Genomic DNA, 25,059 nt, shown 5'->3' with positions numbered 1-25,059 from the left:
GACGGAGATAAGCGCGGCACTGTATCCGGTCAGCCCTACGCGACCACCACGGCGGGCCGCGCGTCTGGCTCGTCGACCCGATGAAACCGCGGGCGCACACTGTCCGGCCGCATGATCCGACTGGGTGCGGCGGTGTTGCCGGGGTCGCAGACCCGTAACGCCGGGGTCCCCAACCACGACGTCCTCGGTGACGTATGGCCCGTCGGGGGGCTTGTCCGTCCACTTTGTCGGTGTATGGAATGGGAATCAGGACATGGCTCTTCGCGAGTTCTTCGCGCGGCATCGCATCGCTTCGGCCGCTGCCGCGCCGGCTGTACTGGGGGTGGCGGCGGTCGTCGCCGCCTCGTTGGCACTGACCTCGACGCCGGAAACCAGGGATACGCAGCTCACGTCGTCGGTCACGGAATGCCACGACATGGTCACCATCTCGGTGGCCGGTCGCAATGACACTCCGCGGGAGGGCACCACCAAGATGCTGGTGGACGCCGACGGCAACCCGTTGCCTGCGGCCCTGTCCGGTGATCACAGCAGTGAGTGGGTCGACCCGGTCGTCAACGCGCCGGCCGATGACGTCGATCCCGGCGCGTACGCCGCGGTCTACATCGCGTATCCGGCGGACATGTCCACATACGAGGATGCCGTCAACGCGGGTGTCGCGAACACCGAACAGGTGATGCGGGAGATCTCCGCGGCGTGCCCGGACACCAAGTTCTCGATCGTCGGCTACAGCGAGGGCGCCGACGTCGTGCGCCGCGTCGCGATGAAGATCGGTCACCAGGAGCCCGGCCAGGACGGCGCCTACGGGATCGTGGATCCCGACGACGTCGTCGGTGTCGTCATCCTCGCGGACTCGGGTCGCTCGGCCGGAGACGGGCCGTTCCCCGGATCGAAGGACCCGTTCGGCAACCCGGACGGCTTCGACCAGCAGTATCAGAACGGCACGAACCCGGTGCCCGGTCAGGGCGCGGTGCAGGGAACCAGCGGTGACTTCGGTGCGCTGAACGGCAAGATCGCGTCGTTCTGCTCGGACGGCGATCTCACCTGCTCGGCCCCGCAGAACATCTCACTGCTGCAGTTGGTGGTCAACGTCGGCAGGCAGCTGAACGTCGACGCGCTCGAACGCGACGGGCTCACGCCCGCGACCGGGCAGGACGTCGCGGTGGTGCTCGGCAGGATTGCGCTGGCGGCGTTCGCCGACATCCAGTCGCAGCCGAACTGGATGCAGAGCGACGAGACCTTCCTGCAAGTGCTGCTGAGGGTGTCGGATCCTGCGTACAAGCCGGGTGAGCAGCCGAAGGCTCCTGCGAAGGCGGACGCGATCGCGGCCGATGACATGTCGCCGCTGGCCTACCTGCCGCAGAAGGTGTTCAACGAGATCATCGGTCTGATCGTGACGAATCAGAACACGATTCCCGTGATCATGAGCGACCCGTACAACCTCACGCTCGGCCCGAACCACACCGGTCATCACTTCGACTACTGGGACGACGCCGACCCCGGCGCGGGCAAGCCGCTGACCTCCGCCGAGTACGCCGCCGCCTGGCTCACCCATCTGGCGAAGCAGGCACAGGCGGGCAAGCAGGTGGACACGACGTCCAAGCCGCAAGAGGCGGACCTCGCCGCCGTGTACAAGGCGGCGGAGACCACCTCGGCGACGCCGACGACCGAACCCGCCAAGACTTCGACCACGTCATCGACCAGCGCCGCCCCGACGACGACCACCACCACCACCACGGGCAGTTCGACGACTACGGTCGCGCCGACGAGCACGACCTCGACGCCGGCGGTCACCACGACGCCCGCTCCGTCCCCGGTCGCGGCTCCGGTCGAGACGGCGAAGCCGACCACCACCGAAACGACCACGACCACAACGCAATCCGCGGCGCCGACCACGAGTACGACCGCGCAAGCGTCGAATTGACCAACCCGTCGGCTCGTGATCGCCACTCGGCGCGATCGCGAGCCGACGGCGCTTCGCTCAGACCAGGCCGCCGTTGGCGCGAATCACCTGACCGTTGACCCAGCGGCCGTCCGGGCCGGCCAGAAACGCCACCACAGCGGCGATATCGTCGGGTGCGCCGAGTCGTTGCAGCGGCACGGCGTCGGCGAGTCGCTGGATGGTGGCGTCGTCTTTTCCGCGCAGGAAGAGGTCGGTGGCGGTGGGCCCCGGCGCCACCGCGTTGACGGTCACGTCCCGGCCGCGCAGTTCACGGGCCAGGATCCTGGTCAGCACCTCCACCGCGCCCTTGCCGGCGGCGTAGGCGCCGTATTCCGCAAACGCGGTACCGACGACCGACGTGGAGAAATTGACGATCGCCCCGCCCGGTCGCAGCCGCCGGGCCGCCTGTTGGTCCACGACGAAGGTGCCGCGAATATTGGTCCGGTAGGTGCTGTCCAGCACCGTCAGATCCAGTTCGACCAGCGGTGCGAGCTGCATCCGGCCCGCGGCGTGCACCACCACGTCGACACCGCCGAACTCGCTTTCCGCTCGATCGAATACGGCCGCCATCGCGGACTCGTCGGCGACGTCACCCCGGGCGATCACCGCCACGCCCCCTGCGGCGCGAATAGCTTCCGCGGTGCTGTCGGCTTCGGCGGCATTCGAAGCGAAGTTCAGCACCACGGCGAACCCGTCGCCTGCCAGACGTTCGGCGCACGCGCGGCCGATGCCGCGAGAACCGCCCGTCACCACCGCGACCCGCGCGGGCCCGCCGTTTGTGGTTGCCACCGGATGCTGTTCCTTCCGTTCGTCGGCGTGATTCCGGAGCTGTTCGACGGCGCCCGGTCACGGTGCGGGTGAGCGATACGCCGTGGACCAGCGGCGTCGGTTCACCAGAAGGGGCCAACCATAACAGCGCAGCCGGCCGAATTCGCCGGTCATCGCACCGGCGAGTGGCGCAACGAGCATCGGTGGCCGGACGCCCCCGCGCGCCGACGATGCTGTCAGGAGATGACGGCGCGGAGGTTACGGGCCAGCACGCCGATGCGGTGGTGCTGGAGTTCGGTGAATTCCTCCGGATGGTGTATCTCCACGCTCAGCCGCCCGGCGAAAGTGCTGATGACGCAGGTGCCGCCACCCGGCTGCTGCGGACGGCGGCCGGTCAGGTCCGGCTTGGCGAGCATGGTGGAGTGGAAGTCCTCGATGCGCAGCCCGTCCTGCTCGGGTAGCGGCGGGATGGTGCCCCAGTTGGTGGCGATGACCACGCCGGGCAGGGCGGGCCTCGGTGCGGCCGCCATGTCGGGAATGCTCAGGGGCGTGCGTTGCACGATGCCCGCGGCCAGGCCCGCATGCAGAGACTCGCTGATCCCTCGGGCCGATTCCACCAGCGTCACGTCGGATGCGGGGGAGAGGTAGGTGGCGAAACCGAGGACGTTCGTCCCTTCGGTGGCGTCGATCGCGGGGCTCACTCTGGTCCGCAGGTCGACGGAGTACAGGTAGAGCAGTCCGGTGAGCGGCAGTTCGCGGATCTCGGCCTCGGTCCGCAGCAGCGCCGCCGACACCAGGCCGTGCACCGTGACGTTCGCGCGATGCCCGACCGCGACCAGCGCCGCGGTTTCCTCCTCGGTGAGCAGGCACCGGGTGGTGTGCAACGCCGGGTATTCGTCGTCGCGCGGTCGCGCGACCTCCGTGGGCGTGGAGGAGCCCGTACCGGCGGGGCCGGACCCGGGCAGCGCCATCTTCTCGATGCCTCGCGCCGCGAGCAGGTGCTCGACCGGTTCGGGGAATGGGTGCACCGGCAGCTCGGACGTCCCTTCACCGACCGCGTCGCGATATCCGGTCCAGAGTTCGGTGACGATGGCGAACGCGTGGAAGGCGTCGGCGACGCTGTGATGGAGCATCAGCGTGACGCTCGCGGTAGCGTCGTCGCGCACCACGCACAGGGCGCAAACGCCCGCCCGCTGATCGAATTTCGCGCCGGTGAGGGGGGATTCGGGGTTCGCGTCGGCGACGAAGATCTCGGGCGTGGCATCGGTCAGCGCGAAGGCATGGCCGCCCGCTTCGGTCGCCTCGATGCGGGCGCGCAGGATCGGATGCGCCCTCGCGACGGCCTCGAAGGCGGCCGTCAGCGCAGGCAGGTCCAACCGCCCGGACACTCGTGCCGCGTAACCGATGAAGACCTCGCCCGCGGCGAACATTTCCTCGCTCGGGGCAAGCCGGCGGATCACGTCGACCACAATGCATTCCCTTCGCTCCCGGCGAGACTAGCCCGAACACCCTGCACGCGCGGATCATTCGCTCGAATCGGACGAAAAGGACAGGCGGGGGGCCTCTTGTCACAAGCGGGAACGGGATCTGTCGGATGATCGGCTCATTTGAATAGGCTCCGAACGGTCGAAAGCGAGCGGAGTATGTCCCGAATCGAGCCGATTCCATCCGTCACCGAACCGGTCGCCGTCCGTGCGTGTCGAACAGCAGGCGCGCGATGACGCGCCGCGGGTGGACGCTGTTCCTGGCGATGGGCCTGATCTGGGGCGTGCCGTACGCGATGATCCGCGTGGCGGTGCGGGATCTCGACCCGATCGTGGTCGCGTTCGGCCGCACCCTCATCGGTGGCCTGCTGTTGCTGCCGGTCGCGCTGTACGCTCGCGCGCTGGCGCCGGTGCTGCGACGGTGGCGGCCGCTGCTGCTCTACACCTTGGTTGAAATCACCGGGCCGTGGTTCCTGATCGGGTACGCCGAGACCACGCTGAACAGTTCGACCGTCGGCTTGCTGATCGCGGCGGTGCCGCTGATCGCCGTGGTGATCGTGACGGTGCTCGGCCACGACCGGTTCGACGCGCGCCGGGTGATCGGTCTGCTCGCCGGGTTCGCCGGCGTCGCCGCGCTCGTCGGCCTCGACGTCGATCTGGGGAATCCGGCGGCGCTCGCCGCGATCGGCCTGACCACGATCGGATACGCGGTGGGGCCGATCGTCATCGATCGCGCACTGGCCGATCTGCCTCCGTTGGGCGTGGTGACCGGGTCGCTGCTGCTGGCGGCGGCGATCTACGCGCCGTTCGCGGGTTGGCTGTGGCCGTCGCGCATCACCGCCGACGCGGCCTGGTCGGTGCTGGGTCTCGCGGTGATCTGCACGGCCGCGGCGTTCCTGTTCTTCTTCGCGCTGATCGCCGAGACCGGCCCCGCCCGTGCGACGGTGATCACCTACATCAATCCCGCGGTGGCGATCCTGCTCGGCGTCACGGCGCTCGACGAGCCGCTGACCGCGGGCATGGCGATCGGATTCCCGCTGGTCATCCTCGGTTCGGTGCTCGGAACCGCACGCGGTCGCGACGAGGCGGCCCGGGCGGACCTGCCCGCGCCCGCCGCGCCCGAGGCGGCCGCCCGATTACCCGAGAGGTAATCGCCATCGAGCGCGCGCCTGCCGAGAATGGCAAGGCGCCGCACGTTCACGCGGCACCCCAGCGAAAGGATCCGTCGTGTCTGTCTCCGCGCCGTCCACTCGATCGGTGGTCGAAGAGTTGTTGCGCCGAATCGGTTCCGGTGATCCCGATGCCGTCGCCGAGCTGTACGCCGAACACACGGATTGGCAGCTCGACTGGCCGGAAGCGGAACACGGAAGGGTGGCGACGCCCTGGATCCGGCACCGGTCCACCCGCGCCGACGCCGCGGCGCATTTCCGCTCGATCGCCGAGCACCATGTGCCGGAGGAGGCGGCTACGCGGGTCGATCGGGTGCTCGTCGACGGTGACGACGCCGTGGTGCTCGGCGAGATCCGGCAGACCGCCCGTGGCACCGGCCGCCCCTATCGCGCGCGTTTCGCGCTGCACATCACGGTGCGCGGCGGGCTGATCACCCGGCACCACGTCTACGAGGACAGTCTCGCCGTCGCTCAGGCATTCGACCCCGGGGGAGCGAGCGCGTAATACGCTGCTACGGGTGCTGAATTCCACCGAAGACTTCGCCGGCGAGCGTCCCGATCCGATCGCCACCCGCAAGGCGTACGACGAGGTCGCCGACCGCTACGCCGACGATGTCCGGCACCGGCTCGAGCGCCAGCCGCTCGACCGGGCGATGCTGGCGGTGTTCGCGGAAGCGGTGGCGGGCAACGGTTCCGGGCCGATCGCCGATCTCGGCTGCGGGCCGGGGCATGTGACGGCTCATCTCGCGACGCTGGGTGCGCGGGTGTTCGGCATCGATCTCGCCCCTCGCATGGTGGCGCTGGCCCATGCGGAATACCCGCACCTGCCCTTCGCACAGGGTTCGATAGAACAGCTACCGTTTGGCAACGACACGCTCGGCGGCATAGTGGCTTGGTATTCGTTGATCCACACGCCACCGGATCGCGTGCCGCACGTGTTGAGCGAGTGCAATCGGGTACTCGCGAGCAAAGGGCACGTGCTGCTGGCTTTCCAGACGGCGGACCGGCCCGACGCGGTGGAAGCCTTCGACCACAAGGTGATTCGCGCCTACCGGTGGGCGCCGAAACGCCTCGCGCGTCTACTCGGCGCCGCCGGGTTCGCCATGATCGCACGCGTGGTGCGCGAACCGGGTCCCGAGGAGCGGTTCGGGCAGGCCTACCTGCTGGCATCGAGGGTTCGGTGATTCACCGAACGCGGTCCATCCCGTCCGGGTAAGTTTGTTGTGTCGCGGCGGTTTCATGGCTGCGCGGGCCCGCCGACAACGTGGTCGATCTGAACTCCGAACCTTTTCACCATGTCGTCAGGGGGCGACTCATCATGGAATTCATCGCGCCGGTCGATGCCGTCTTCTTGCTCGCCGAGTCCCGGGAACAGCCGATGCACGTCGGTTCGCTGCAATTATTCGAGCCACCGGAGGACGCGGGCGCGGACTTCGCCGCTCGGGTCCACGCCGAACTACTCCGAAGCACCGACGTCGATCCGACCTTCCGCAAGCATCCCGCAACCATCTTCGGGTCGCCGCAGATGGCGTGGACGCATGCCGACCACGTGGAACTCGACTATCACGTGCGGCGACTGGCCGTGCCCGCGCCGGGCCGCATGGACCAGCTCGTGGAGCTGGCCTCCGGCCTGCACAGCAGCCTGCTGGACCGGCATCGCCCGCTGTGGGAGTTCCATCTGATCGAGGGACTCGCCGACGGCAGGTTCGCGCTGTATTCGAAGATGCATCACGGGTTGATCGACGGCGTCTCGGCCCAACGCCTGCTGCGGCGCACGCTGACCAGCGATCCGTCCTCCAGCACCACGCGAGTGCCGTGGCATCTGCCCCGGGGTAGGCGCAGCAGGGGGTCCGGCGCGGCCGGTCCGGCGCGAAACCTGGTCTCCGCGGCCGCCTCCGGCGCGTCGGTGCTGCGCGCCGCGCGCACCGCCCTCACGCGGCAGCAGCTGACCCTGCCGTTCGCGGCCCCGCGCACCATGTTCAACGTACCGATCGGCGGGGCGCGCCGTGCGGTGGTCCGGTCCTGGCCACTGGAGCGGCTGCAGCAGGTGAAGAAAGCGTCCGGTTCGACACTCAACGATGTGGTGCTCACCATGTCGGCTGGCGCGCTGCGGCGGTACCTGATCGAACGGGACGCGCTGCCGGACAAGCCGTTGATCGCGATGGTGCCGATGTCGCTGCGCGCCGAGGACGACGACGAGACCAACGGGGTGAAGGTCGGGGCGGTGCTGTGCAATCTCGGCACCGACATCGCCGATCCGCTCGACCGCCTGCGGGTGGTCGCCGGGTCGATGCGCGACGGCAAGGACGTCTACAGCATGCTCTCGTGCAACCAGACGATGGCGCTGTCGGCGCTGATGCTCAGCCCGCTCGCCCTCAATCTCGTGCCCGCGCTGATCTCGTTGACCAATCCGACCTTCAACATCGTGATCTCGAACGTGCCGGGGCCACGGGAGCCCATGTACTGGAACGGTGCGCGGCTGGACGCGAGCTATCCGTTGTCGATCCCGTTCGACGGCCAGGCGGTGAACATCACGCTCACCTCCAACGCGGGCAACCTCGATTTCGGCGTGGTCGGCTGCCGCCGCAGTGTGCCGCAGTTGCCTCGCCTGCTCGATCACTTGGAGGAGTCGCTCGCCGAACTGGAGCGGGCCACCGCTTGACGGCAGCGCATTCCCCGGAAAACTAGAACGTGTTACTGTCGATGCATGGTGCAACGGCCGGTCGAGGAAGCCGCAGCCGCTTCATGGCGATATGCGCGGCTCGCGGTGGACTCGATGCGCGGCGGCCCGGCCGCACGGCGCGCCACTTATGCAACTCGTTCTAGTACACCTGCGCCGCGCCGTTCGCGGCGGAGCAGTTAGGGAGACCAGCACGCCATGCGTACCGAAATCTGCGAACGGCTCGGGATCGAATTCCCCATCTTCGCCTTCACCCACTGCCGCGACGTGGCGGCCGCGGTCAGCAACGCGGGCGGACTCGGCGTGCTCGGCGCCGTCGGCTTCACCGCCGAGCAGCTCGAGGTCGAGCTGGCCTGGCTGGACGAGCACGTACAGGGCGTATATGGCGTCGACCTGGTGATCCCGTCCAAGTACGAGGGCAAGGGCATCGACGATCTGAGCCCCGAGGAGCTGGAAGCCAAGCTGGCCGAACTCGTCCCGCAGGGGCACCGCGACTTCGCCGAGAAGATCCTCGCCGACCACGGCGTGCCGAAGCTGCCGGAGAACGAGCACCACAACCAGTTGCTCGGCTGGACGGCCACCACCGCGGGACCGCAGGTGGAGGTGATTCTGCGGCATCCGAAGGCGAAGCTGGTGGCCAACGCCCTCGGCACCCCGCCGGAGGACGTGATCAAGCAGGTGCAGGACTCCGGCAGGCTGATCGGCGCGCTGTGCGGTTCGGTCAAGCACGCGCTCAACCACAAGCGCGCGGGCCTGGACTTCGTGGTCTGCCAGGGCACCGAGGGCGGCGGCCACTGCGGCGAGGTCTCCTCGATGGTGCTGTGGCCGCAGGTCATCGACGCCGTCGGCGACCTGCCGGTGCTGGCCGCGGGCGGCATCGGCAACGGCCGCCAGGTGGCGGCCGCGATGGCGATGGGCGCCGCGGGCGCGTGGACCGGTTCGGTGTGGCTGACCGTCGAGGAAGCCAATGTGCCGCCGGCTCAGATGCAGACCTACATCGACGCGACCAGCCACGACACCGTGCGTTCGCGCGCATGGACCGGCAAGCCCGCCCGCATGCTGCGCAACGACTGGACCGAGGCGTGGGAGCGGGCCGAGACCCCCGACCCGCTGCCGATGCCGCTGCAGATGATGGTCGCGCTGGACGGCGTCAAGCGTGGCCACCGCTATCCGGAGGCCGCCAAGGACGTCAACTTCAATCCGGTCGGCCAGATCGTCGGCATGATGAACCGCGTGGAGCGCTCCGCCGACGTGGTAAACCGGCTGATCCAGGAGTACGTCGAGGCGTGCGAGCGCCTCAACAAGCTCAACGGCGGGGTCTGAGTTCGGGCGCCGGTTCCCGGCCGCGATGCCGCGCGGAATTTCCCGTGCGGCATCCCGCGGCAACATTCGAGTGCGGGTACCGATTGGTCGCTGCTGCCGCGGCGGCTTCGGTACTGCCATGTGACATCCGCTCGGCCGCGCCCGAGCGGTTCAGGACGGCACCGAGCCGCCTCTTCGGCGCGCGGCCGGAGCACTGATGTTCTGTCGCTCGAGATGATTTCGTCGCGACTGGCAGAGCCCTGCGGACCCGAACCGCCCGCGAGCGGCTCAGCGGCCGGGACCCATACCGTTGCTTCACTTTGTCTGAGACAAGGCTGTTCACCGAACTCAACGGACAGGCGGATCTGGGCGTACCGAGCGGACGAATCCGCCCTGGCCTCCTCGATCCGTCCCAGACGGTTTGTGCGGCGTACGAAAATCAGGCGGTGGCAGCGTGGGACTTGTCGGCCTCGTCCACGACCCCGGCCACCAATTCCGCGAAGCGCGCGATGACCTTCTCGTGGTACATACCGAACAGATCCTCGAACAGCGCCAGCTGCGCCTCGCTCGGCCCGGAGCCGGAATCCCACACCGCGGCCAGCGCCCGCCAGACCAGGACGTGCAGGTCCGCCGCACCCGCGAAGTACGACTCGACCGCCTCCGGCACCTCGAGCACCATCTCGCCGATCGAGTTCAAAATCGCGCGCTGCATAGGGAGTCCGAGCACGGTCAACAGCCTGCGCACCAGCGCGACCTCGAGTGCGAGGAGCTGCCGTAAGTCCGGATCGGACTGGCGCGCTATCGATTCCAGTTCGTCGATCGCGTTCTTCAGTTCGGCCGAATCGATCCGATGTTCGCCACCCGTATAGGTGAGCAGCGCCTCGAGTACGAGATTGCGCTCGACGTCGACGATATCGCGGAACATCTCTATCGCGATGTCCGGCATGGGAATCGAGAACCGGAACAGCTGGCGGTACACGTCCACTCCACCGGACTCCCGGACGTCGCGGATCGTGAATCCCTTGCCGCGCCTCGCTTCGACGAAGCCGTACGACTCCAGCCGACCCAGGGTCAGCTGCGCGGTAGCGCGATTCATCTCGAATTCCTCGGCGACCTGACGCACCGACGGCATGAGATCCCCCGGCTGATATTCCCCCGCGGCAACCCGGCGCGCCAGCTCGTCGGCAACGTCGGCGACCACCGTCTGGGATCCCATCGAAGTCACCTTTCGACTACTTTCGAACACGTCCCAGACAGTCTAAGCCCTACTGTCCGGTACTGCACCTGTGTAACACTTGTGCGCGCGACTGTGAGGTGAGGCATGACCATCCGGCCCATCGGAGAGCGTCCCGAGGCGGGGTCCACGGGCAAGCGATCCCGCCTTTTCGCGTCGCGGCCCGATGGTAAACCTCCTGTTCACGGCGCTGTCCGTGGCGCCAAGCTCGCCGCGCTTCCGATGGCGTTCGCCGGACGACAGGCCGCGGGCCTGGGCAAGCGGGCGCTGGGCAGATCGGCCGAAGAAGTCAATCGCGACATCCAGCTGCGCACCGCGCAGCACATCTTCGAGGTGCTCGGTGAGCTGAAGGGCTGCGCCGCGAAGCTGGGGCAACTGCTGGCCATCTACGAGCTGGCGCTGCCGCGGGAGGTGGCCGAACCGTATCGGATCGCGCTCAGCAGGCTCCAGGATGCCGCGCCCGCGATGCTGCCGCACACGGTGCACGCCGCCATGGCCGAAAGCATGGGCGCGGACTGGCTTTCGCGCTTCCGCGAATTCGACGACCGCCGCGCCGCGGCCGCCTCGCTCGGGCAGGTGCACCGCGCGGTCTGGCACGACGGCAGGACGGTCGCGGTCAAGGTGATGTACCCGGGCGGCAGGCAAGCGGTGGCGCGCGATCTGGACCACCTGCGCAGGATCTCCTATCTCGCAACGGTGTTCCTGCCCGGCGCGGACGTGAAAGCGGTGACCGAAGCGCTCTGCGCGTCGGTCGCCGGGGAACTGGACTACGCGGCGGAGGCCGCCCACCAGACAGCTATCGCCGCGGCCTATGCCGGCGATCCGGACTTCTACGTACCGAATGTCATTGCGCAGCACGGTGATGTGCTGATCAGCGAATGGATCGAAGGCACGCCGGTACCACGCGTCGTCGCCTCCGGCACGCAGGCCGAGCGCGACCGGGTCGGCATGCTCATGGTCCGCTTCGTGACCTCCGGCTGGGGCCGTCACGGATTGCTGTACGCCGATCCGCATCCGGGCAACTTCCGGGTGCTGCCCGACGGCAGGCTGGGCGTCATGGATTTCGGCGCGTGCTGCGCTTGGCCGCCCGCGGGTTTCGGCGAGCTGACGCTCGACTGCTGCAAGGCGATCTTCCGGGGCGGACCGGGAGAACTGGCGGCGGCTACGCGCAGGCACGGTTTCGTGGAGAACGGGCAAGCCATCGACAGCGAGGCGCTCTACGCCGCGATAACCCCGTGCGGCGAACCCTTCCGCCACGAGACGTACCGCCTGACCGCACGCTGGTTGCGCCGACAAGTGTTGCGCACCATCAATCTTCGGTTGAGCAATGTGGTACGGCAGATGACCATGCCCGCCTACTTCACGCCGTTCGCCCGCTCCTTCCTCACGCTGGTGGGCGTGCTCGGCCAGCTGGAGACGGAAGGTCCCTATCGCGACGAAATCGTGCGCTGGGTACCGGAATTGAGCGAGGCGTTCATCCCGGAAGAGAACACGGAGGTCATCGCGTCCACGGTGGACCTGGGCACCGCGCGAAGGCGCCGGGCCGAGAAGAGCAGGCGCGGCATGCCGATCGCGTGAACCCGGTTCTGCTGACCAGCAGGCGGATTCGCTGATCTATCAGCGCATATGGTCCGATCCCGCCGTCGTGCCGCCTTTTGTCTCAGACAGCCGACTCACCGCGCCAACCACGCGCGCCACCGCGGGGCGACGAGTGCCGCGAGTTCGTCGTAGCCCGCGGCCCCCGGATGCGCCCCATCGCCCGCGCGGACCTCGGCGGCCCACACCGCATTGACGCGCAGCGGCTGGTGCACGCGTACGTACGGCACCTCCGATCGGGCGCAGACCTGCGCGAATCGCTCGTCCAGCGCGGCGGTGCGGGCATTGTGCTCGTCGTCCGCGATCGGCGGCGGGGCGACCATCAGCACCGGCCACCGCCGCTCGGCCGCCTGCGCGAGCAGTTCGCCCAGATTGGCCACCGACTCGTCAGGGTGCACCTGCGGACCGCCGTTCTCGTGCATGGCGTCGTTCACGCCGAACGACAGCACCACCCTGGCGTCCGCGCCCTCCGGCAGGCGGGGCGCGCATTCGGCTCGGAAGCGCCGCAGGATCGCGGCCGAAGTTTCCCTGCGGACCCCTAGGTTGTAGGCGGTCAGCGCGACGCCCTGCGCGTGCGCATCGGACGCGAGCCTGCCCGCCCAGCCCAGGCAAGCCGGGTCGCCGACACCGGCGACGAACGAATCCCCGACGAAACACACACGCAGATCACGGCTCACCACCTGATCCTGGCAGCGCGGAGACCGGCCCGCGAATGCCGGGTGCGGGCAATATGATCACGGAGGTTCGACCGGGAGGGAGTAATGGTGACAACCGAGCCGGAGCTTGCGACACCGCCGGTTCCGCAGTGGTTCGCGAAGTTGTTCGCCCACCGGCGCTGGGTCCGGCGCAGTCTCCCGTTCCCGCACGTCTACGCCCGCGACGTCTTCGTTCCCGAGTTCTACCGGCGGATGGCCGACGAGTTCGAGCGGCTTCGCGGGGAGCGCCCCGGCCTGTTCACGACCGTCGCCGATGGTTACAGCGCCGACCGAATCCGGTTCTCCGACCTGCGCGGCGGACCGCTCGCGGTGTTCGCCTCGCGCGAGTGGCACGACTTGGTCGCCCGGCTCGGCGGCGTCGAGGCCACCGGCGACGTCGAAGGGTCGATTCACCATCACGGACCGGGTAGCCCGTTCGGCTGGCCGCACAACGACCTCGACCCGGCCTGGTTCCCCGGGCCGCCACCGGGTCCCGACGAAGTGCGCCTGCCCGACAGCGCCGTCCACACCAAGACCGGAGCGCGCGATCCAGGCGTCGTCGCGCGCGAGACCGTGCGCGCCGTAGCGGTGCTGTTCTATCTGGGCAATCCGGGGTGGGAGCCGGGCGACGGGGGCGAAACCGCACTGTACGAACACCTCGGCGACGGAGCCGAGCTACCGTCGGTGGCCCTCGTGCCGCCGCTGGACAATTCGCTCGTGCTGTTCGAGGTGACTCCGCGCAGCTGGCACACGTTCGCGGGCAACAACATCAGAGACCGCAACAGTGTGGTGATGTGGGTGCATCGCACCAAGGCGGACGCCGAACGGTGCTGGGGAGGAGACAAGATTGTCCACCGGTGAACGCCGCGTCTGCCTGCTCACCGGTGCGAGCGGAACGCTGGGCGACGCCTTCTGCCAGGCCTACCATCGCGACTACGACATCCTCGCCGTGTGCCGCACCCGCACTCCCGCGGTGCCGTCACAGCTGGAGTGGTACGTCGATCCGCTGGCACCGGACGCCGCGGTGCCGGAGAACGATTCACGCGTGTTCGTGGTCCGATCCGACCTGACCCAGCCGGGCGAGGTGGAACGAGTGGTGGACCTGGCGCTGGCCCGGTTCGGCCGGGTCGACCTGCTGGTGAACAACGCCGCGCACGTCCGGCTGCACCCGCGCGGCATCGTCGACGGCGATGCGGCGCTGGACGACTTCGATGCCCACTTCGCATTGAACGTCGCCGTACCACTGCGTCTTTCGGCGCGGCTGGCGCAGCGGTGCTGGCTGCACGCGGGACCCGAGAATCGCGCGCGCAACCGGAACATCGTCAACGTCTCGAGCATCTCCGGCTCGGAGGTCTACCCGGGACAGACCTTGTACTCCGCGTCGAAAGCCGCGCTCAACCAGCTGACCCGCAATCTCGCCGCCGAGTTCGCCGAGTTCGGCGTGCGGGTGAATGCCATCGCGCCCAACACTTTTCCCGTCCTGGTCCCCACCGAGCAAGTCGCGCGGGCCATCGTCGAGCTTGACGCGAGCGACCGGTCCGGTGGGGTGTACGGGGTCGGCGTCGAGCCGGAGCCGGTGGACCGCCTGTCCCTGCGGCTCACCGACGCCTCGCCGTAAGGGCGGCCCTATTCGCTCGGCGTCAGCCCGGTGGCCTGCTCGGACAGCGTCCACAGTCGTCGCGCGAGATCGGCGTCGACCGCCTGCTTGTTGCTCGGCGGCTCCAGCTCGAACCGGTGGAAGTACTGCCCGTTGATCGCCGCGCCGTCGGCGGTGGTGGCGAGGTGCACCAGCGGCTGCGCGCCCTTGTCCGGTTGGATGAAGAACGGGCGCGCCAGCGGGGACCGGATGAACCAGCCGAGGCCGAACGGGGCGTTGTCGTAGACGTGGGTGGCGACCGCGCCGGGATGGAAGGCCGCGGTGGTGATCCCGGTGCCCTCGCTACGGCGGGCCAGTTCCCGGGTGAACAGGATATTCGCCAGTTTCGACGTGCCGTACGCGCCGAGCTGGTTGAACGAGCCCGTCGCCGCGTTGGCCGTGTCCAGGTCCAGCTTGGCCATCCGGTAGGTCATGCTCGCGGTGTTCACCACCCGGGCCTGCGAGTGGGCCAAGCGCTCCAGCAGCAGGTTGGTGAGCAGGAACGGCGCCAGGTGATTGACCTGGAAGGTGAGTTCGTTGCCGTCGTCGGTCACCGTCCGCTTGGGCCACGCGCCGCCCGCGTTGTTGGCCAGCACGTCGATCCTGGGATACCGGTCGAGCAGTTGGTCGGCCAGCTTGCGCACGTCGTCGAGCTGGGCGAAGTCGGCGACGAACGGCTCCGCCCCTGCCTTCGCCGCCACCTCGGCGGTCCGCTCCGGTGATCGGCCGACCACCGCGACGCTTGCGCCGCGCGCGGCGAGCACCTGTGCCGCGGCGGCGCCGATACCGGAGCTCGCGCCGGTCACCACCACCGTCTTTCCGGTGAGGTCCTTGTCGTGTACCTCGTCCTGCGCTGTCATCGCTGCCTCCCGAGCCTCGTTTACGTGACCCGATCGTCTTCGGCTCGCGCGTATTCGGCAAGCATCGACGCGCCCGCGTAGTGCTCGGCGATCTCGTCGCTGGTGGTCAGCCACACCCCCGGGTGGTCGGCCACGTAGTCGAGCGCTTGATCCAGGTACTTGATCCGGAACGCCTGCCCGATCACGAACGGGTGCAGGGCCAGCGCCATGACACGCCCGCTGCCTGCCGACTCCGCGTAGAGCTGGTCGAGCTGATCGCGCACGATCCGCACGAAGTCCGGTCCGCTGGTGGCCTTGCCCAGGAACAGCGTGTTGTCGTTGAGTTCCACCGAGTAGGGGACGCTGAGCAGGCCGGGCACCGACAGGGGATAAGGCTGGTCGTCGTTGGTCCAGTCGAGCACGTAGCCGAGGCCGAGTTCGGCCAACAGCGACGGGGTCAGGAACGACTCGGTGAGCGCCGGTCCCATCCAGCCACGCGGCCTGCGCCCGGTCGCTCGTTCGATGGTCGTGACCACGTCGGCGAGGTAGGCGCGCTCCTCGTCCGGCGGAAGGTCGGCCTGGAGGATCGAGTTGTTCTTCCCGTGCGCGAGCCACGCCCAGTTCCGCCGCACCCCTGCCGCCACGATCTGGGGATAGCGTTCGGCCACATCCGAGTTGAGCAACGCGCTGGCCCGGATGCCGTGCCGGTCGAGCACCTCGATCACCCGCCAGATGCCGACGCGCGGCCCGTAATCGCGCCACCCGTAGTTCAGCGGGTCGGGCGCGAGCCCGGCGGTGCCGGGGAAGATGCTCGTGGACGGGCGGTCCACCTGGTAGTGCTCGACATTGAGCCCGAGATAGAACGCGACCCGGGCATTGCCGGGCCAGCGCAGCGGCGGGCGGTCGACGATCGGGCTGTAGCCGAAGAGTTCGTTGTCCATGCCCTCATGCTCGAACTTGACACTAGTGTGAGGATCAACCTCGATCTCGAGTGATGTCCGGCACAGCGCCTCATCGATCCCGACAGCGGCTGGGTTCGCCGAGTTCACGCCGCGCATCGGCCGGTATCGTGCAGCGAACGCGGCAACTGATTTCGTACGCACATGGGTAACTCGCCGGGCACGCACAGAACAGGAGTGGCACCCCACGCAGGACCTGCACGCAAATCCTGCGCCAGCTGAACAGTACGGCCTGAAGACCCGGAGAGGCGGAACAGCATGCGAGTGGACGGGCGGGAGATCCCCGTCACGGGCAACCTGCTACAACCGCTGATCCGGCGGACGAGCGACATCATTCGCGTCGTTCTCGCGGCGCTGTGGGTGGCGGTCGTGATCGCGGCATCGCTGATCACCCGCCCGGAATGGCTGGCGCTGGAACGCTCGGTCTCCAACATCGTCGGTTTCCTCAATCCGGACCAGTCGAACCTGGTGTATCTGGTCTACGGCATGGCGATTCTCGCACTGCCGTTCGCGATCCTGATCGAACTGATCATCGGCAGGCAGTGGAAGCTGCTCGCCGGTTACGCGGCGGCCGGTGCGGTCGCCGGACTGCTGCTGTCGATCACCGGGACCGGGCTGTCCGCGCCGAAATGGCATCTGCAGGTTCCGGACCGGTTGGACACCTTCTTGTCCCAGTTCCTGGACGATCCGCGCTGGATCGCGATGATCGCCGCGATGCTCACCGTCGCCAGCCCGTGGCTGCCCGTCCGGCCGCGGCGCTGGCTGTGGTTCCTGCTGCTGGCGTTCGCGCCGATCCATCTCGTGGTCAGCACCGTGGTGCCCGCGCGGGCGATGTTCGGGCTGGCGGTCGGCTGGCTGGTCGGCGCGGTGATCGTGCTCGTGGTGGGCACTCCCGCGCTGGAGGTCCCCCTCGACGCGGCCGTCCGGGTGCTCGCCGGACGCGGTCATACCGTCACCGGATTCACCGTGGTGCATCCGGCGGGCCGGGGGCCGTTGATGCTCGCCGCCGCCGTCGAAGGGCCGGAACGCGAACTGGCCATCGAGATGTTCGGCAAGAATCAGCGCAGCTTCGGCGCGCTGCGGCAGTTGTGGCGCTGGTTGACATTCCGCTCCAGCGAGACCGCGGCCATCCACGGTTCCATGCACCGCGTGGTCGAGCATCGCGCCCTCATGACGATCGCCGTTGGCGACCTGGGATTGGGCAGCAGTACGCCCGTCGCGGTCGCCGCGCTCTCCCGCGGCTGGATGTTGTACGCGCACACCCGGCCCCGGGGCGTGCCGATCACCGATCGGTCCGCCGACGCGCTGCCCGGGGTGTGGCGAGCCCTCGACACCTTGCATCAGAAGCGGATCTCGCACGGCGACCTGCGGCCGATCGACATCCGCGTAGACGACGGCGTCACGTTGTTCGGCGGGTTCGGCAACGCCGAGTACGGAGCGTCGGACGCGCAATTGCAATCCGATATCGCCCAGTTGCTGGTGACCACCACCGCGATTTTCGGCAAGGAGCCCGCGGTGTGCGCGGCGATCGACACCCTCGGCGAAGCGCGGGTGCTCGCCGCGGCCAGCCGGTTGACCAAATCCGCCGTACCGCCCGGGATCCGCAAGGCGGTGCCGGATTGGAAGGCCGTGCTGTCCGCCGCCCGCGACGAGGTGCGCAAACAAACCGGGCAGAATCGGATCGAAGCCGAGCAGATCACCCGGTTCTCCCGTAACCAGATCATCCAGCTGGTACTGCTGATCGCGCTCGTGTACGTCGCCTATCCGTTCATCAGCGCCGTGCCCACCTTCTTCACCCAGCTGCGGACGGCGAACTGGTGGTGGGCGCTGCTGGGGCTCGCGGTCTCGGCGCTGACCTATGTCGGCGCGGCGGCGGCGCTGTGGGCTTGCGCGTCCGGCGCGGTGAGCTTTCGCAATCTGGTGATCATGCAGATCGCCAACACTTTCGCCGCGACGACCACGCCCGCGCGGGTCGGTGGGCTCGCGCTGAGCGTCCGCTTCCTGCAAAAGGGTGGCGTCGGCGCGGTGCGCGCCACCGCCGCGGTGGCGCTGCAACAGGCGGTGCAGGTGATGACGCACGTCAGCCTGCTGCTCGCGTTCAGCATCTTGGCGGGTACCTCGACGGATCTCTCGCACTTCGTCCCGGACGCGACGGTGCTGTATCTGCTCGCCGGTGTCGGCGTCGGCATCGTCGGCACGTTCATGTTCGTGCCCAAACTGCGCCGGTGGCTGAACAACGCGGTGCGCCCGCAACTACAGGAAGTGCTCGGCGAGCTGGCCGTACTCGCCCGCGACCCCAGGCGCTCGGCGGTGATCGTCCTCGGCTGCGCGGCGATCACCCTCGGCCTCGCCGGTGCGCTCTGGGCCAGCGTCGAGGCGTTCGGCGGCGGCACCACGTTCATCACAGTCACCATCGTCACCATGATCGGCGGCACGCTGGCCTCGGCCGCGCCGACCCCGGGCGGTGTCGGCGCGGTCGAGGCCGCGCTGATCGGTGGTCTGGCCGCGTTCGGCCTGCCCGCCGACATCGCGGTGCCCTCGGTGCTGCTCTACCGCGTGCTCACCTGCTGGCTTCCGGTGTTCTGCGGCTGGGCCACCATGCGCTGGCTGGCGAAGCAGGACTTGATCTAGGCCTACATTCGCCCACGGACGGACTTCCTACGGCTTGGTGGCCAGCAGGACGCCGGTCGCGGGGCGCACCGTGACGAACTCGACGTCCTCGAACCCATTCGCGCGCAACATGTCCCGGTATCGGCGGATATCTACTCCGGCCATGGGATCACCGTGGTCGTGGCCGGTGTCGTGGGTGCGGTGGGCCGCGAACCGCGCCATGACGCGCACGGCGGCGGAGCGCAACGGGTCGGTCGGATAGGTGTCGGCGAGCAAGAGCCGGCCCCCGGGTCGCAGCACTCGGAACATCTGCGCGACGGCGTCGCTTCGGCGCGGGGCGGGGATGTGGTGCATCGCGAAGGTCGAGGTCACCAGATCCGCGGACGCGTCGGGCAAGGGGAGCGCCTGCGCCGTACCGAGTTCGAATCGGCAGTTCGCCAGGTCGCGGGAGCGCGCGGTGGCGTAGTCGATCATCTGCGGCGATGGGTCGACGCCGGTGACTTGCCCGGTGCGGCGCGCCAGCACAAGGGCGAGGTCGCCCGGGCCGCAACCGATATCGATGACGTGCGCGCCGGGCGCCGGGCGGGCCAGTTCGGCGAGGCGGCCGTTCAGGCGATCTCCCCGGTCGAGCAGGAAAGCGGCCTTGAACGCGCGGTAGCGGCGCGGTTGGGTGAGCAGGACGCCGACGTCGGCGTGCGAAGTGATGGCAGACTGGGGTTCGTTTCCGGACATGAGTTCAGGATCGGCCCAGCACGCACCCGCCGACCAGGGGCAATGCCCCGGGATCCGTCCGGAACCGGACGCATACGAGACATTTGTGCGGGAGGCATCGTGCCGGAAGAACAGGACAGCGCCGATCGCCGGGTCCGGCGCACCAGAGCCCTGCTGCATCGGGCGCTGATCGAGCTCATGGTCGAGCGCGCTTACGACCGGATCACCGTCCGCGACATCCTGGCTCGCGCGGACGTCGGGCGGTCGACGTTCTACGCGCACTACCGGGACAAAGACGATCTGCTGTTGCGCAGCAGCACCGATTACCTGCGCGCGGCCCTGGCGGCGGCCGAGACGGACGCCGATGCGCCCGACCTGCTGGCGCCGGTCCGTACTCTGTTCGAACTGGCCGCGGGTCATCCGGAGATCTACCGGGCTCTGCTCGGTCGCAAGAGCGGTACCGTGCTGCTGCGCACCGCCCGGGTGATGGTCGCGCAGATCGTCGCCGAGCGGCTGCGCGACCGGCTGGCGATGCCGGAGGACGAGTTCGCGACCACCGTGACGTTCCTGTCCTGGGGCGTCGTCGGCCTGCTCGGCGCCATCGCGGAGGGGCACCCACCGCTCTCGGCCGAGGACGCGTACCGACGGGTGATCAGCCTGGTCGGGCACGGGTTGACCGAGCGCGCCCACGAGTGAGCGGGTTTCGCACCGGGTCACACGATCCGTCGCCGAGTTCGGGTCGCCTTCGGTACCGGCGATCCTTATGTCCGTGGGCCCACTGCGCGATCACAGCCAGCGCGGCAAGCGGCGAAATCACGACGGTGGCTATCGCGCACCGAGTTCGTCGATTTCCGGCTCACGGCCGGAGAGCTTACGTCCGGTGCGACGCCGGTCGCCTCACCGGCCGACCCGTTCCAGCGCCTCCGCGGCCCGCACGCTGCCCGCGGTGACGAGTTCGAGGTTGGCCAGCGCGGCTTCGTGCGCTTCCGGGGAAGCGGCGGCCACGCAGTCGGCCACCGGGTACACGGTGAACCCCAGATCAGTGCCGTGACGCGCGGTCTGCTCGACGGTGAGATTGGTCGCGACGCCCGTGACGAAGAGCGTCTCGATACCCTGATCCGCCAGCCACTCCGGCAGTTTGCTGCCCGCGAGACCGGACAGCTTCTGGTTGTCGAAGACTTCCGTCGGCTGCGCCGCCATCTCCGGAATGATCGCCGCGCCAGGAGAATCCGGCCGGAACTCGGTCTGCGCCGCGCCGACCGAGCGCATGAATCCGGTGTTGCGCACCAGCTCGCCTTCCCCGACCGGGATGGTGAACCGGGTGAAGATCACCGGTATTCGCGCCGCCAGCGCCGCGGTGTGGAAGTTCGCCGCCCGCGCCACCACACCCGAGGTTGCCACGGGCGCGGCCAGCATCGGACCGAAAAAGCCTTCCGGCCGAATGACATTCACCTGCCAGTGCAGCGCCAGCACGGCGGCGCGGATGCGTCGGGTCGCCATACGACGACCTTACGCATCCGCGCCCGGGTAAATCGTCCGATTCACGTGAAACGAACGCACCGCGCGCTCAGGACGAATACTCCTTGCGCAGCTGGACTTTCACCACCTTGCCGCTCGCGTTGCGCGGCAGCTCGGCCAGCAGCACCAGGTCCTTGGGGTGCTTGTAGCGCGCCAGGTTCTCGTTGAGGAACGGCTCCAGCTCGGCCAGGGTCAACTCGTCGTCCGGGTTGTGCAGCGCGACCACCGCGACCGGCACCTCGCCCCACTTCTCGTGCGTGCGGCCGACCACCGCCGCCTCACGGATCTTCGGGTGCGCGAACAGGACGTTCTCCACCTCTGCGCAGTAGATGTTCTCTCCGCCGGAGATGATCATGTCCTTCTTACGGTCGACCACGTAGATGAAGCCCTCTTCGTCCTGACGGACCAGGTCACCGGAGTGGAACCAGCCGCCAGCGAACGCCTCGGCGGTGGCCTCCGGCTTGTTCCAGTAACCCTGCATGAGCGTCGGGCCGCGGTAGACGATCTCGCCGACCTCACCGGGTGCGACGTCGTTCATCTCGTCGTCGACGATGCGCGCCTGAATGGTCGGGATGGGCTTGCCGACCGAGCCGAGCTTGCGGATCGCGTCCTTGCCCTCCAGCACGCAGGTGATCGGCGACATCTCCGTCTGCCCGAACACCGCGACGTTGAACGCGTTCGGGAAGCACTCCGCCATCGCGCGCAGCACGGTGTCCGAGGCCGGCGCCGCGCCCCAGCTGAGCGCCTCCAGCGCGAGCTTGCGATCCTTCACCGTCGGGTGGTCGCAGACCAGCTGCCACTGGGCGGGCACGCAGAAGGCGGAGGTGGCCTGCTCCTGCTCCAGCGCGTCCAGGAACTCACCGGCGTCGAAGGCGCCGAGCGGATGCAGCACCGTCTTCGCGCCGAGCAGGAAAGCCGGGGCGAGACTGCCGAGGCCCGCGATGTGGAACAGCGGCGAGGTGCACAGCCCGATCGACTCCGGTTGCATCGCCAGCGCCCGGATGCAGGTCAGCGCCTGGGCGTTCATGTTCGCGTGGGTCAGCACCGCGCCTTTCGGGCTTCCGGTGGTGCCCGAGGTGTACATGATGAGGCTGGGGGTGTCCTCGAGGATGTCCAGCGGGGTGTGCGGCTCACCCGGCTCGGCGAGCAGGTCGTCGAAGCCGATCACACCGTCGCCGGACGCGCCGCCGATCACCACGCAGGTCTCCAGCGCGGGCGCCTGCGCCTGCACGGCGGTGGCCAGCGGCTGCAACACGGTGTCGGTGACGACCGCCTTGGCTCCACTGTCGCTGACGATGTAGGCGACCTCCGGCGGCGTCAGGCGGAAGTTGACCGGCACCGCGATCGCGCCGAGCGCGTTGATGCCGAACACGGCTTCGAGGTACTCCGGGTAGTTCAGCGCCAGGATCAGCACTCGGTCGCCGAACCCGACGCCCCGGCGGGCCAATCCGTCGGCGAACTTCAGTGACCGCTCGTGCAACTGCCGCCAGGTGGTGTCCACGCCACGGAATCGCAGCGCGACCGCGTCCGGGCGCATCTGCGCGTGCACGGCGAGCTGGTTGTTCCAGTGGTTGCGCCGCGACCTGATCGGTTCGTCGAGCGCTGCTGCCCCGGTGGTCATTGCCACGAACTCCTCTCGGACCGTCATCGGCCCGCCGGGTTGTCCGACGGCGGCGACGGGCTGAATCGCGTGCAGAATAGCAACTAACTTAAACGACCGGCAAGGGATAGCGGGATGAATCTGGGTTAATCAGACCGGTTCGGGGTTCGAGCCCGGCGGCACGCCTTCTAGCAGGCTATACGGACTCATCGCAAGTCGTGACACCGTGCGGACAATGCCGGGAAAGATCATCAAATATGCGAACCTCGGCTCACTTATGAGTTGAATGCGAGGCGATCCTCGTGTCACCATCGACCCCAACGGGCGAACCGGCACGCCCGCGCGAGGTATAGGAGAAGCGCAATGCTGCGGACCAGGTTCACCGAGAAGTTCGGAGTGGAGCACCCGATCGTGCAGGGCGGCATGATGTGGGTGGGGCGGGCCGAACTCGTCGCGGCGGTCGCCAACGCGGGCGGGCTCGGCTTCATCACGGCCCTGACCCAGCCGACCCCCGACGACCTGCGCCGCGAGATCGCGCGCACCAAGGAGCTGACCGACAAACCGTTCGGCGTGAACGTCACCATCCTGCCGTCGATCAACCCGCCGCCGTACGCGGAATACGTGCAGGCGATCATCGACAGCGGCATCAAGATCGTCGAGACGGCGGGCAGCAACCCGGAGCCGTTCCTGCCCTACTACAAGGACGCGGGCATCAAGGTGCTGCACAAGTGCACCAGCGTGCGGCACGCGCTGAAGGCCGAGCGGATCGGTGTGGACGGGGTGAGCATCGACGGCTTCGAGTGCGCGGGCCATCCCGGCGAGGACGACGTTCCCGGCCTCGTGCTCATCCCCGCCGCCGCCCGCGAACTGACCATCCCGATGATCGCCTCCGGCGGGATCGCCGACGCCCGCGGCCTGGTCGCCGCGCTCGCCCTCGGCGCGGACGGCGTCAACATGGGCACCCGGTTCCTGTGCACGCGGGAGTCCTCGATCGATCAGAAGGTCAAGGAGAAGATCGTCGCGAACTCCGAGCGCGACACCCAGCTCATCTTCCGCACCATGCGCAACACGGCGCGGGTCGCGGACAACGAGATCAGCCGCAAGGTCGTCGAGATCGAGAAGTCCGGCGGCACCTTCGACGACGTGCGGGATCTGGTCGCGGGAGCGCGCGGCCGCCGGGTGTTCGAAGAGGGCGATCTGGACGCGGGCATCTGGTCGGTCGGCCTGTGCCAGGGCTTGATCCACGACATACCGACCTGCGCCGAACTGATCGGCCGGATGGTCACCGAGGCCGAGCAGCTGATCACCGCGCGCCTCGCCGAAACCGTGGTGGTCGGCTGACCGGAGTTACCTGGCCGCGCGGGCGGTGACGGCCGCGTAGTCGTGGCTCGCGACGAGTTCGATGCCGTCGGGCAGCGCGTGCAGGCGGTGGATGGTGGCGAAGGCGGCGTCCCGGTCGGCGTCGAACAGCTTGCCGGGCATCGGCGCCTTCTCCCGCAGCAGATCGACCTGCAATTTGCTCCAGACGGCGTCGCCCGCGAGCAGCACCCTGCTGCCGTCGTCCACCGCCAGCAGCACACCGATGCTGCCCGGCGTGTGGCCCGCGAGATCGACCAATAGCACCGAACCGTCGCCGAACAGGTCCTTGCTGCGCGGGAAGGTCAGCACCGGCGGGCCGTCGAGGTCGAAGCGATCGAAGCCGCGTCCACGCAGCGGGCCGCGCGCCACACCGGCAGGCGCGTGCGGGCCGCCCATAGCCCAGTCGTACTCGGCTCCCGGCAACCGGATCTCGACCGATGCGGGCAACTCGAGCAGGCCCGAGACATGGTCCCAGTGCAGGTGGGTCGGCACCACGAAATCGATGTCCTCGCCCGCCACGTCGTGCGCGGCGAGCGCGTCGGCCAGACCGAGCACCGGCTTGTCCGGCGCGACGAGCAGCGGCACCGGGAAGGGAAGTTCGGGCAGCACGCGTTCGTGCACGCCCGCGCACAGGGCCGGATCGACCAGGAAACGCGCCTTCGGATGCTCGACCAGGAACGCCGCCATGGACAGCCGCATCTCCCGCAGGCTGCGCACGCCCTCGGCCACGATGGTGGTCGGCGCGGACATGGTGGCCTGGGTCAGCACGGTCAGCTCGACCGTGGCGCTCGCGGGGGGCGGCGGCAGCACCTCGAGGTTCGCCAGCAGGGTGGTGTCGGGGCGGCGCGGCCGCAACAACCGGCCCGGCGTGGCCGCCAGCGCGGCGCAGCAGCGCAGCAGGACGGGCAGAGTCGGTGTGCGCTCGGCGCGGGTGGCGGCACCGCTGTCCGGTTCGGTCAC

The 25,059-nt window shown here is 68.7% G+C and carries 22 protein-coding genes; 12 read left to right on the top strand and 10 right to left on the bottom strand.

Translation table 11 applies throughout. The features are described 5' to 3' along the window. The first annotated feature begins 253 nt into the window (after positions 1-253). Positions 254-1,921, top strand: coding sequence for a cutinase family protein (locus ACZ6DL_RS08995; RefSeq protein ID WP_466050036.1), 1,668 nt, complete (start codon positions 254-256; stop codon positions 1,919-1,921). A 57-nt stretch (positions 1,922-1,978) separates the two neighbouring features. Here ACZ6DL_RS08995 and ACZ6DL_RS08990 read toward each other — a convergent pair whose 3' ends face one another. Together ACZ6DL_RS08990 and ACZ6DL_RS08985 are read right to left on the bottom strand one after the other, a co-directional pair. Continuing rightward, entirely contained in the window at positions 1,979-2,728 is a 750-nt protein-coding gene (locus ACZ6DL_RS08990) for an SDR family oxidoreductase (protein ID WP_466050035.1), read from the bottom strand. A 215-nt stretch (positions 2,729-2,943) separates the two neighbouring features. Further along, positions 2,944-4,176 carry a phthiocerol/phthiodiolone dimycocerosyl transferase family protein gene (locus ACZ6DL_RS08985; protein WP_466050034.1) on the bottom strand — a complete coding sequence of 411 codons (1,233 nt, stop codon included), beginning with the start codon at positions 4,174-4,176 and terminating at the stop codon, positions 2,944-2,946. Between the two features lie 248 nt (positions 4,177-4,424). Between ACZ6DL_RS08985 and ACZ6DL_RS08980 the strand changes: the two genes are divergently transcribed. The 5 genes from ACZ6DL_RS08980 (at position 4,425) to ACZ6DL_RS08960 (ending at position 9,363) form a co-directional block, all read left to right on the top strand. Beyond that, positions 4,425-5,342, top strand: a complete 918-nt coding sequence (locus ACZ6DL_RS08980) for a DMT family transporter (RefSeq protein ID WP_391461232.1) — start codon at positions 4,425-4,427, stop codon at positions 5,340-5,342. 76 nt (positions 5,343-5,418) lie between these two features. Beyond that, a complete protein-coding gene (locus ACZ6DL_RS08975; RefSeq protein WP_466050033.1) occupies positions 5,419-5,865 on the top strand; it encodes a nuclear transport factor 2 family protein in 447 nt (148 codons plus the stop codon). 13 nt (positions 5,866-5,878) lie between these two features. Then, complete coding sequence (locus ACZ6DL_RS08970; protein WP_466050032.1) at positions 5,879-6,544, top strand: class I SAM-dependent DNA methyltransferase; 666 nt, start codon at positions 5,879-5,881, stop codon at positions 6,542-6,544. A 134-nt stretch (positions 6,545-6,678) separates the two neighbouring features. Then, positions 6,679-8,022, top strand: coding sequence for a WS/DGAT/MGAT family O-acyltransferase (locus ACZ6DL_RS08965; protein ID WP_466050031.1), 1,344 nt, complete (start codon positions 6,679-6,681; stop codon positions 8,020-8,022). A gap of 216 nt (positions 8,023-8,238) precedes the next feature. Beyond that, positions 8,239-9,363, top strand: a complete 1,125-nt coding sequence (locus tag ACZ6DL_RS08960) for an NAD(P)H-dependent flavin oxidoreductase (RefSeq protein WP_466050030.1) — start codon at positions 8,239-8,241, stop codon at positions 9,361-9,363. A 418-nt stretch (positions 9,364-9,781) separates the two neighbouring features. On the opposite strand, the gene ACZ6DL_RS08955 is transcribed toward ACZ6DL_RS08960, so the two are convergent. Continuing rightward, positions 9,782-10,558, bottom strand: coding sequence for a GntR family transcriptional regulator (locus tag ACZ6DL_RS08955; RefSeq protein ID WP_466050029.1), 777 nt, complete (start codon positions 10,556-10,558; stop codon positions 9,782-9,784). A 105-nt stretch (positions 10,559-10,663) separates the two neighbouring features. Here ACZ6DL_RS08955 and ACZ6DL_RS08950 point away from each other — a divergent pair, with 105 nt between their 5' ends. Further along, positions 10,664-12,154, top strand: a complete 1,491-nt coding sequence (locus tag ACZ6DL_RS08950) for an ABC1 kinase family protein (protein ID WP_466050028.1) — start codon at positions 10,664-10,666, stop codon at positions 12,152-12,154. Positions 12,155-12,249: 95 nt separating this feature from the next. Here ACZ6DL_RS08950 and ACZ6DL_RS08945 read toward each other — a convergent pair whose 3' ends face one another. Further along, complete coding sequence (locus tag ACZ6DL_RS08945; protein WP_466050027.1) at positions 12,250-12,849, bottom strand: DUF459 domain-containing protein; 600 nt, start codon at positions 12,847-12,849, stop codon at positions 12,250-12,252. A gap of 84 nt (positions 12,850-12,933) precedes the next feature. On the opposite strand from ACZ6DL_RS08945, the gene ACZ6DL_RS08940 reads away from it, so the two are divergent. Then, complete coding sequence (locus ACZ6DL_RS08940) at positions 12,934-13,728, top strand: 2OG-Fe(II) oxygenase family protein (protein WP_466050026.1); 795 nt, start codon at positions 12,934-12,936, stop codon at positions 13,726-13,728. Further along, complete coding sequence (locus ACZ6DL_RS08935) at positions 13,715-14,485, top strand: SDR family NAD(P)-dependent oxidoreductase (RefSeq protein ID WP_466050025.1); 771 nt, start codon at positions 13,715-13,717, stop codon at positions 14,483-14,485. Before ACZ6DL_RS08940 ends, ACZ6DL_RS08935 begins: the two co-directional genes overlap by 14 nt. Before the next feature lie 8 nt (positions 14,486-14,493). On the opposite strand, the gene ACZ6DL_RS08930 is transcribed toward ACZ6DL_RS08935, so the two are convergent. Together ACZ6DL_RS08930 and ACZ6DL_RS08925 are read right to left on the bottom strand one after the other, a co-directional pair. After that, the gene (locus ACZ6DL_RS08930; RefSeq protein WP_466050024.1) at positions 14,494-15,363 is read right to left on the bottom strand and encodes an SDR family NAD(P)-dependent oxidoreductase; all 870 of its coding nucleotides are present in this window, start codon (positions 15,361-15,363) and stop codon (positions 14,494-14,496) included. A gap of 20 nt (positions 15,364-15,383) precedes the next feature. Continuing rightward, complete coding sequence (locus ACZ6DL_RS08925; RefSeq protein WP_466050023.1) at positions 15,384-16,283, bottom strand: polysaccharide deacetylase family protein; 900 nt, start codon at positions 16,281-16,283, stop codon at positions 15,384-15,386. A 276-nt stretch (positions 16,284-16,559) separates the two neighbouring features. On the opposite strand from ACZ6DL_RS08925, the gene ACZ6DL_RS08920 reads away from it, so the two are divergent. Beyond that, on the top strand, positions 16,560-18,932 hold the full coding sequence (locus tag ACZ6DL_RS08920) for a lysylphosphatidylglycerol synthase transmembrane domain-containing protein (protein WP_466050022.1): 2,373 nt from the start codon (positions 16,560-16,562) through the stop codon (positions 18,930-18,932). Between the two features lie 27 nt (positions 18,933-18,959). On the opposite strand, the gene ACZ6DL_RS08915 is transcribed toward ACZ6DL_RS08920, so the two are convergent. Next, positions 18,960-19,643, bottom strand: coding sequence for a class I SAM-dependent methyltransferase (locus ACZ6DL_RS08915; protein WP_466050021.1), 684 nt, complete (start codon positions 19,641-19,643; stop codon positions 18,960-18,962). A gap of 99 nt (positions 19,644-19,742) precedes the next feature. On the opposite strand from ACZ6DL_RS08915, the gene ACZ6DL_RS08910 reads away from it, so the two are divergent. Then, positions 19,743-20,318 (top strand): TetR/AcrR family transcriptional regulator, encoded by a 576-nt coding sequence (locus ACZ6DL_RS08910; RefSeq protein WP_466050020.1) that lies wholly within the window; start codon positions 19,743-19,745, stop codon positions 20,316-20,318. A 201-nt stretch (positions 20,319-20,519) separates the two neighbouring features. Here ACZ6DL_RS08910 and ACZ6DL_RS08905 read toward each other — a convergent pair whose 3' ends face one another. Further along, entirely contained in the window at positions 20,520-21,122 is a 603-nt protein-coding gene (locus ACZ6DL_RS08905; protein WP_466050019.1) for a cysteine hydrolase family protein, read from the bottom strand. Between the two features lie 67 nt (positions 21,123-21,189). Then, the gene (fadD5, locus tag ACZ6DL_RS08900) at positions 21,190-22,761 is read right to left on the bottom strand and encodes a fatty-acid--CoA ligase FadD5 (RefSeq protein ID WP_466050018.1); all 1,572 of its coding nucleotides are present in this window, start codon (positions 22,759-22,761) and stop codon (positions 21,190-21,192) included. Between the two features lie 342 nt (positions 22,762-23,103). On the opposite strand from fadD5, the gene ACZ6DL_RS08895 reads away from it, so the two are divergent. After that, positions 23,104-24,081 carry an NAD(P)H-dependent flavin oxidoreductase gene (locus tag ACZ6DL_RS08895; RefSeq protein WP_466050017.1) on the top strand — a complete coding sequence of 326 codons (978 nt, stop codon included), beginning with the start codon at positions 23,104-23,106 and terminating at the stop codon, positions 24,079-24,081. 6 nt (positions 24,082-24,087) lie between these two features. On the opposite strand, the gene ACZ6DL_RS08890 is transcribed toward ACZ6DL_RS08895, so the two are convergent. Next, positions 24,088-25,059: an MBL fold metallo-hydrolase gene (locus tag ACZ6DL_RS08890; RefSeq protein ID WP_466050016.1), complete on the bottom strand. Its 972-nt coding sequence runs from the start codon at positions 25,057-25,059 to the stop codon at positions 24,088-24,090.

The sequence above is a fragment of the Nocardia sp. NPDC041819 genome (assembly GCF_055590505.1).
The sequence above is the reverse complement of the archived record's forward strand: the minus strand, read 5'-3'. Positions and strand labels throughout refer to the sequence as shown.

Coding starts and splice junctions, on each gene's coding strand:
- ACZ6DL_RS08920 (WP_466050022.1), top strand. CDS start 16,560: ATGCGAGTGGACGGGCGGGAGATCCCCGTCACGGGCAACCTGCTACAA.
- ACZ6DL_RS08930 (WP_466050024.1), bottom strand. CDS start 15,363: ATGACAGCGCAGGACGAGGTACACGACAAGGACCTCACCGGAAAGACG.
- ACZ6DL_RS08895 (WP_466050017.1), top strand. CDS start 23,104: ATGCTGCGGACCAGGTTCACCGAGAAGTTCGGAGTGGAGCACCCGATC.
- fadD5 (WP_466050018.1), bottom strand. CDS start 22,761: ATGACCACCGGGGCAGCAGCGCTCGACGAACCGATCAGGTCGCGGCGC.
- ACZ6DL_RS08925 (WP_466050023.1), bottom strand. CDS start 16,283: ATGGACAACGAACTCTTCGGCTACAGCCCGATCGTCGACCGCCCGCCG.
- ACZ6DL_RS08950 (WP_466050028.1), top strand. CDS start 10,664: ATGACCATCCGGCCCATCGGAGAGCGTCCCGAGGCGGGGTCCACGGGC.
- ACZ6DL_RS08955 (WP_466050029.1), bottom strand. CDS start 10,558: ATGGGATCCCAGACGGTGGTCGCCGACGTTGCCGACGAGCTGGCGCGC.
- ACZ6DL_RS08960 (WP_466050030.1), top strand. CDS start 8,239: ATGCGTACCGAAATCTGCGAACGGCTCGGGATCGAATTCCCCATCTTC.
- ACZ6DL_RS08995 (WP_466050036.1), top strand. CDS start 254: ATGGCTCTTCGCGAGTTCTTCGCGCGGCATCGCATCGCTTCGGCCGCT.
- ACZ6DL_RS08915 (WP_466050021.1), bottom strand. CDS start 19,643: ATGTCCGGAAACGAACCCCAGTCTGCCATCACTTCGCACGCCGACGTC.
- ACZ6DL_RS08965 (WP_466050031.1), top strand. CDS start 6,679: ATGGAATTCATCGCGCCGGTCGATGCCGTCTTCTTGCTCGCCGAGTCC.
- ACZ6DL_RS08940 (WP_466050026.1), top strand. CDS start 12,934: ATGGTGACAACCGAGCCGGAGCTTGCGACACCGCCGGTTCCGCAGTGG.
- ACZ6DL_RS08905 (WP_466050019.1), bottom strand. CDS start 21,122: ATGGCGACCCGACGCATCCGCGCCGCCGTGCTGGCGCTGCACTGGCAG.
- ACZ6DL_RS08980 (WP_391461232.1), top strand. CDS start 4,425: ATGACGCGCCGCGGGTGGACGCTGTTCCTGGCGATGGGCCTGATCTGG.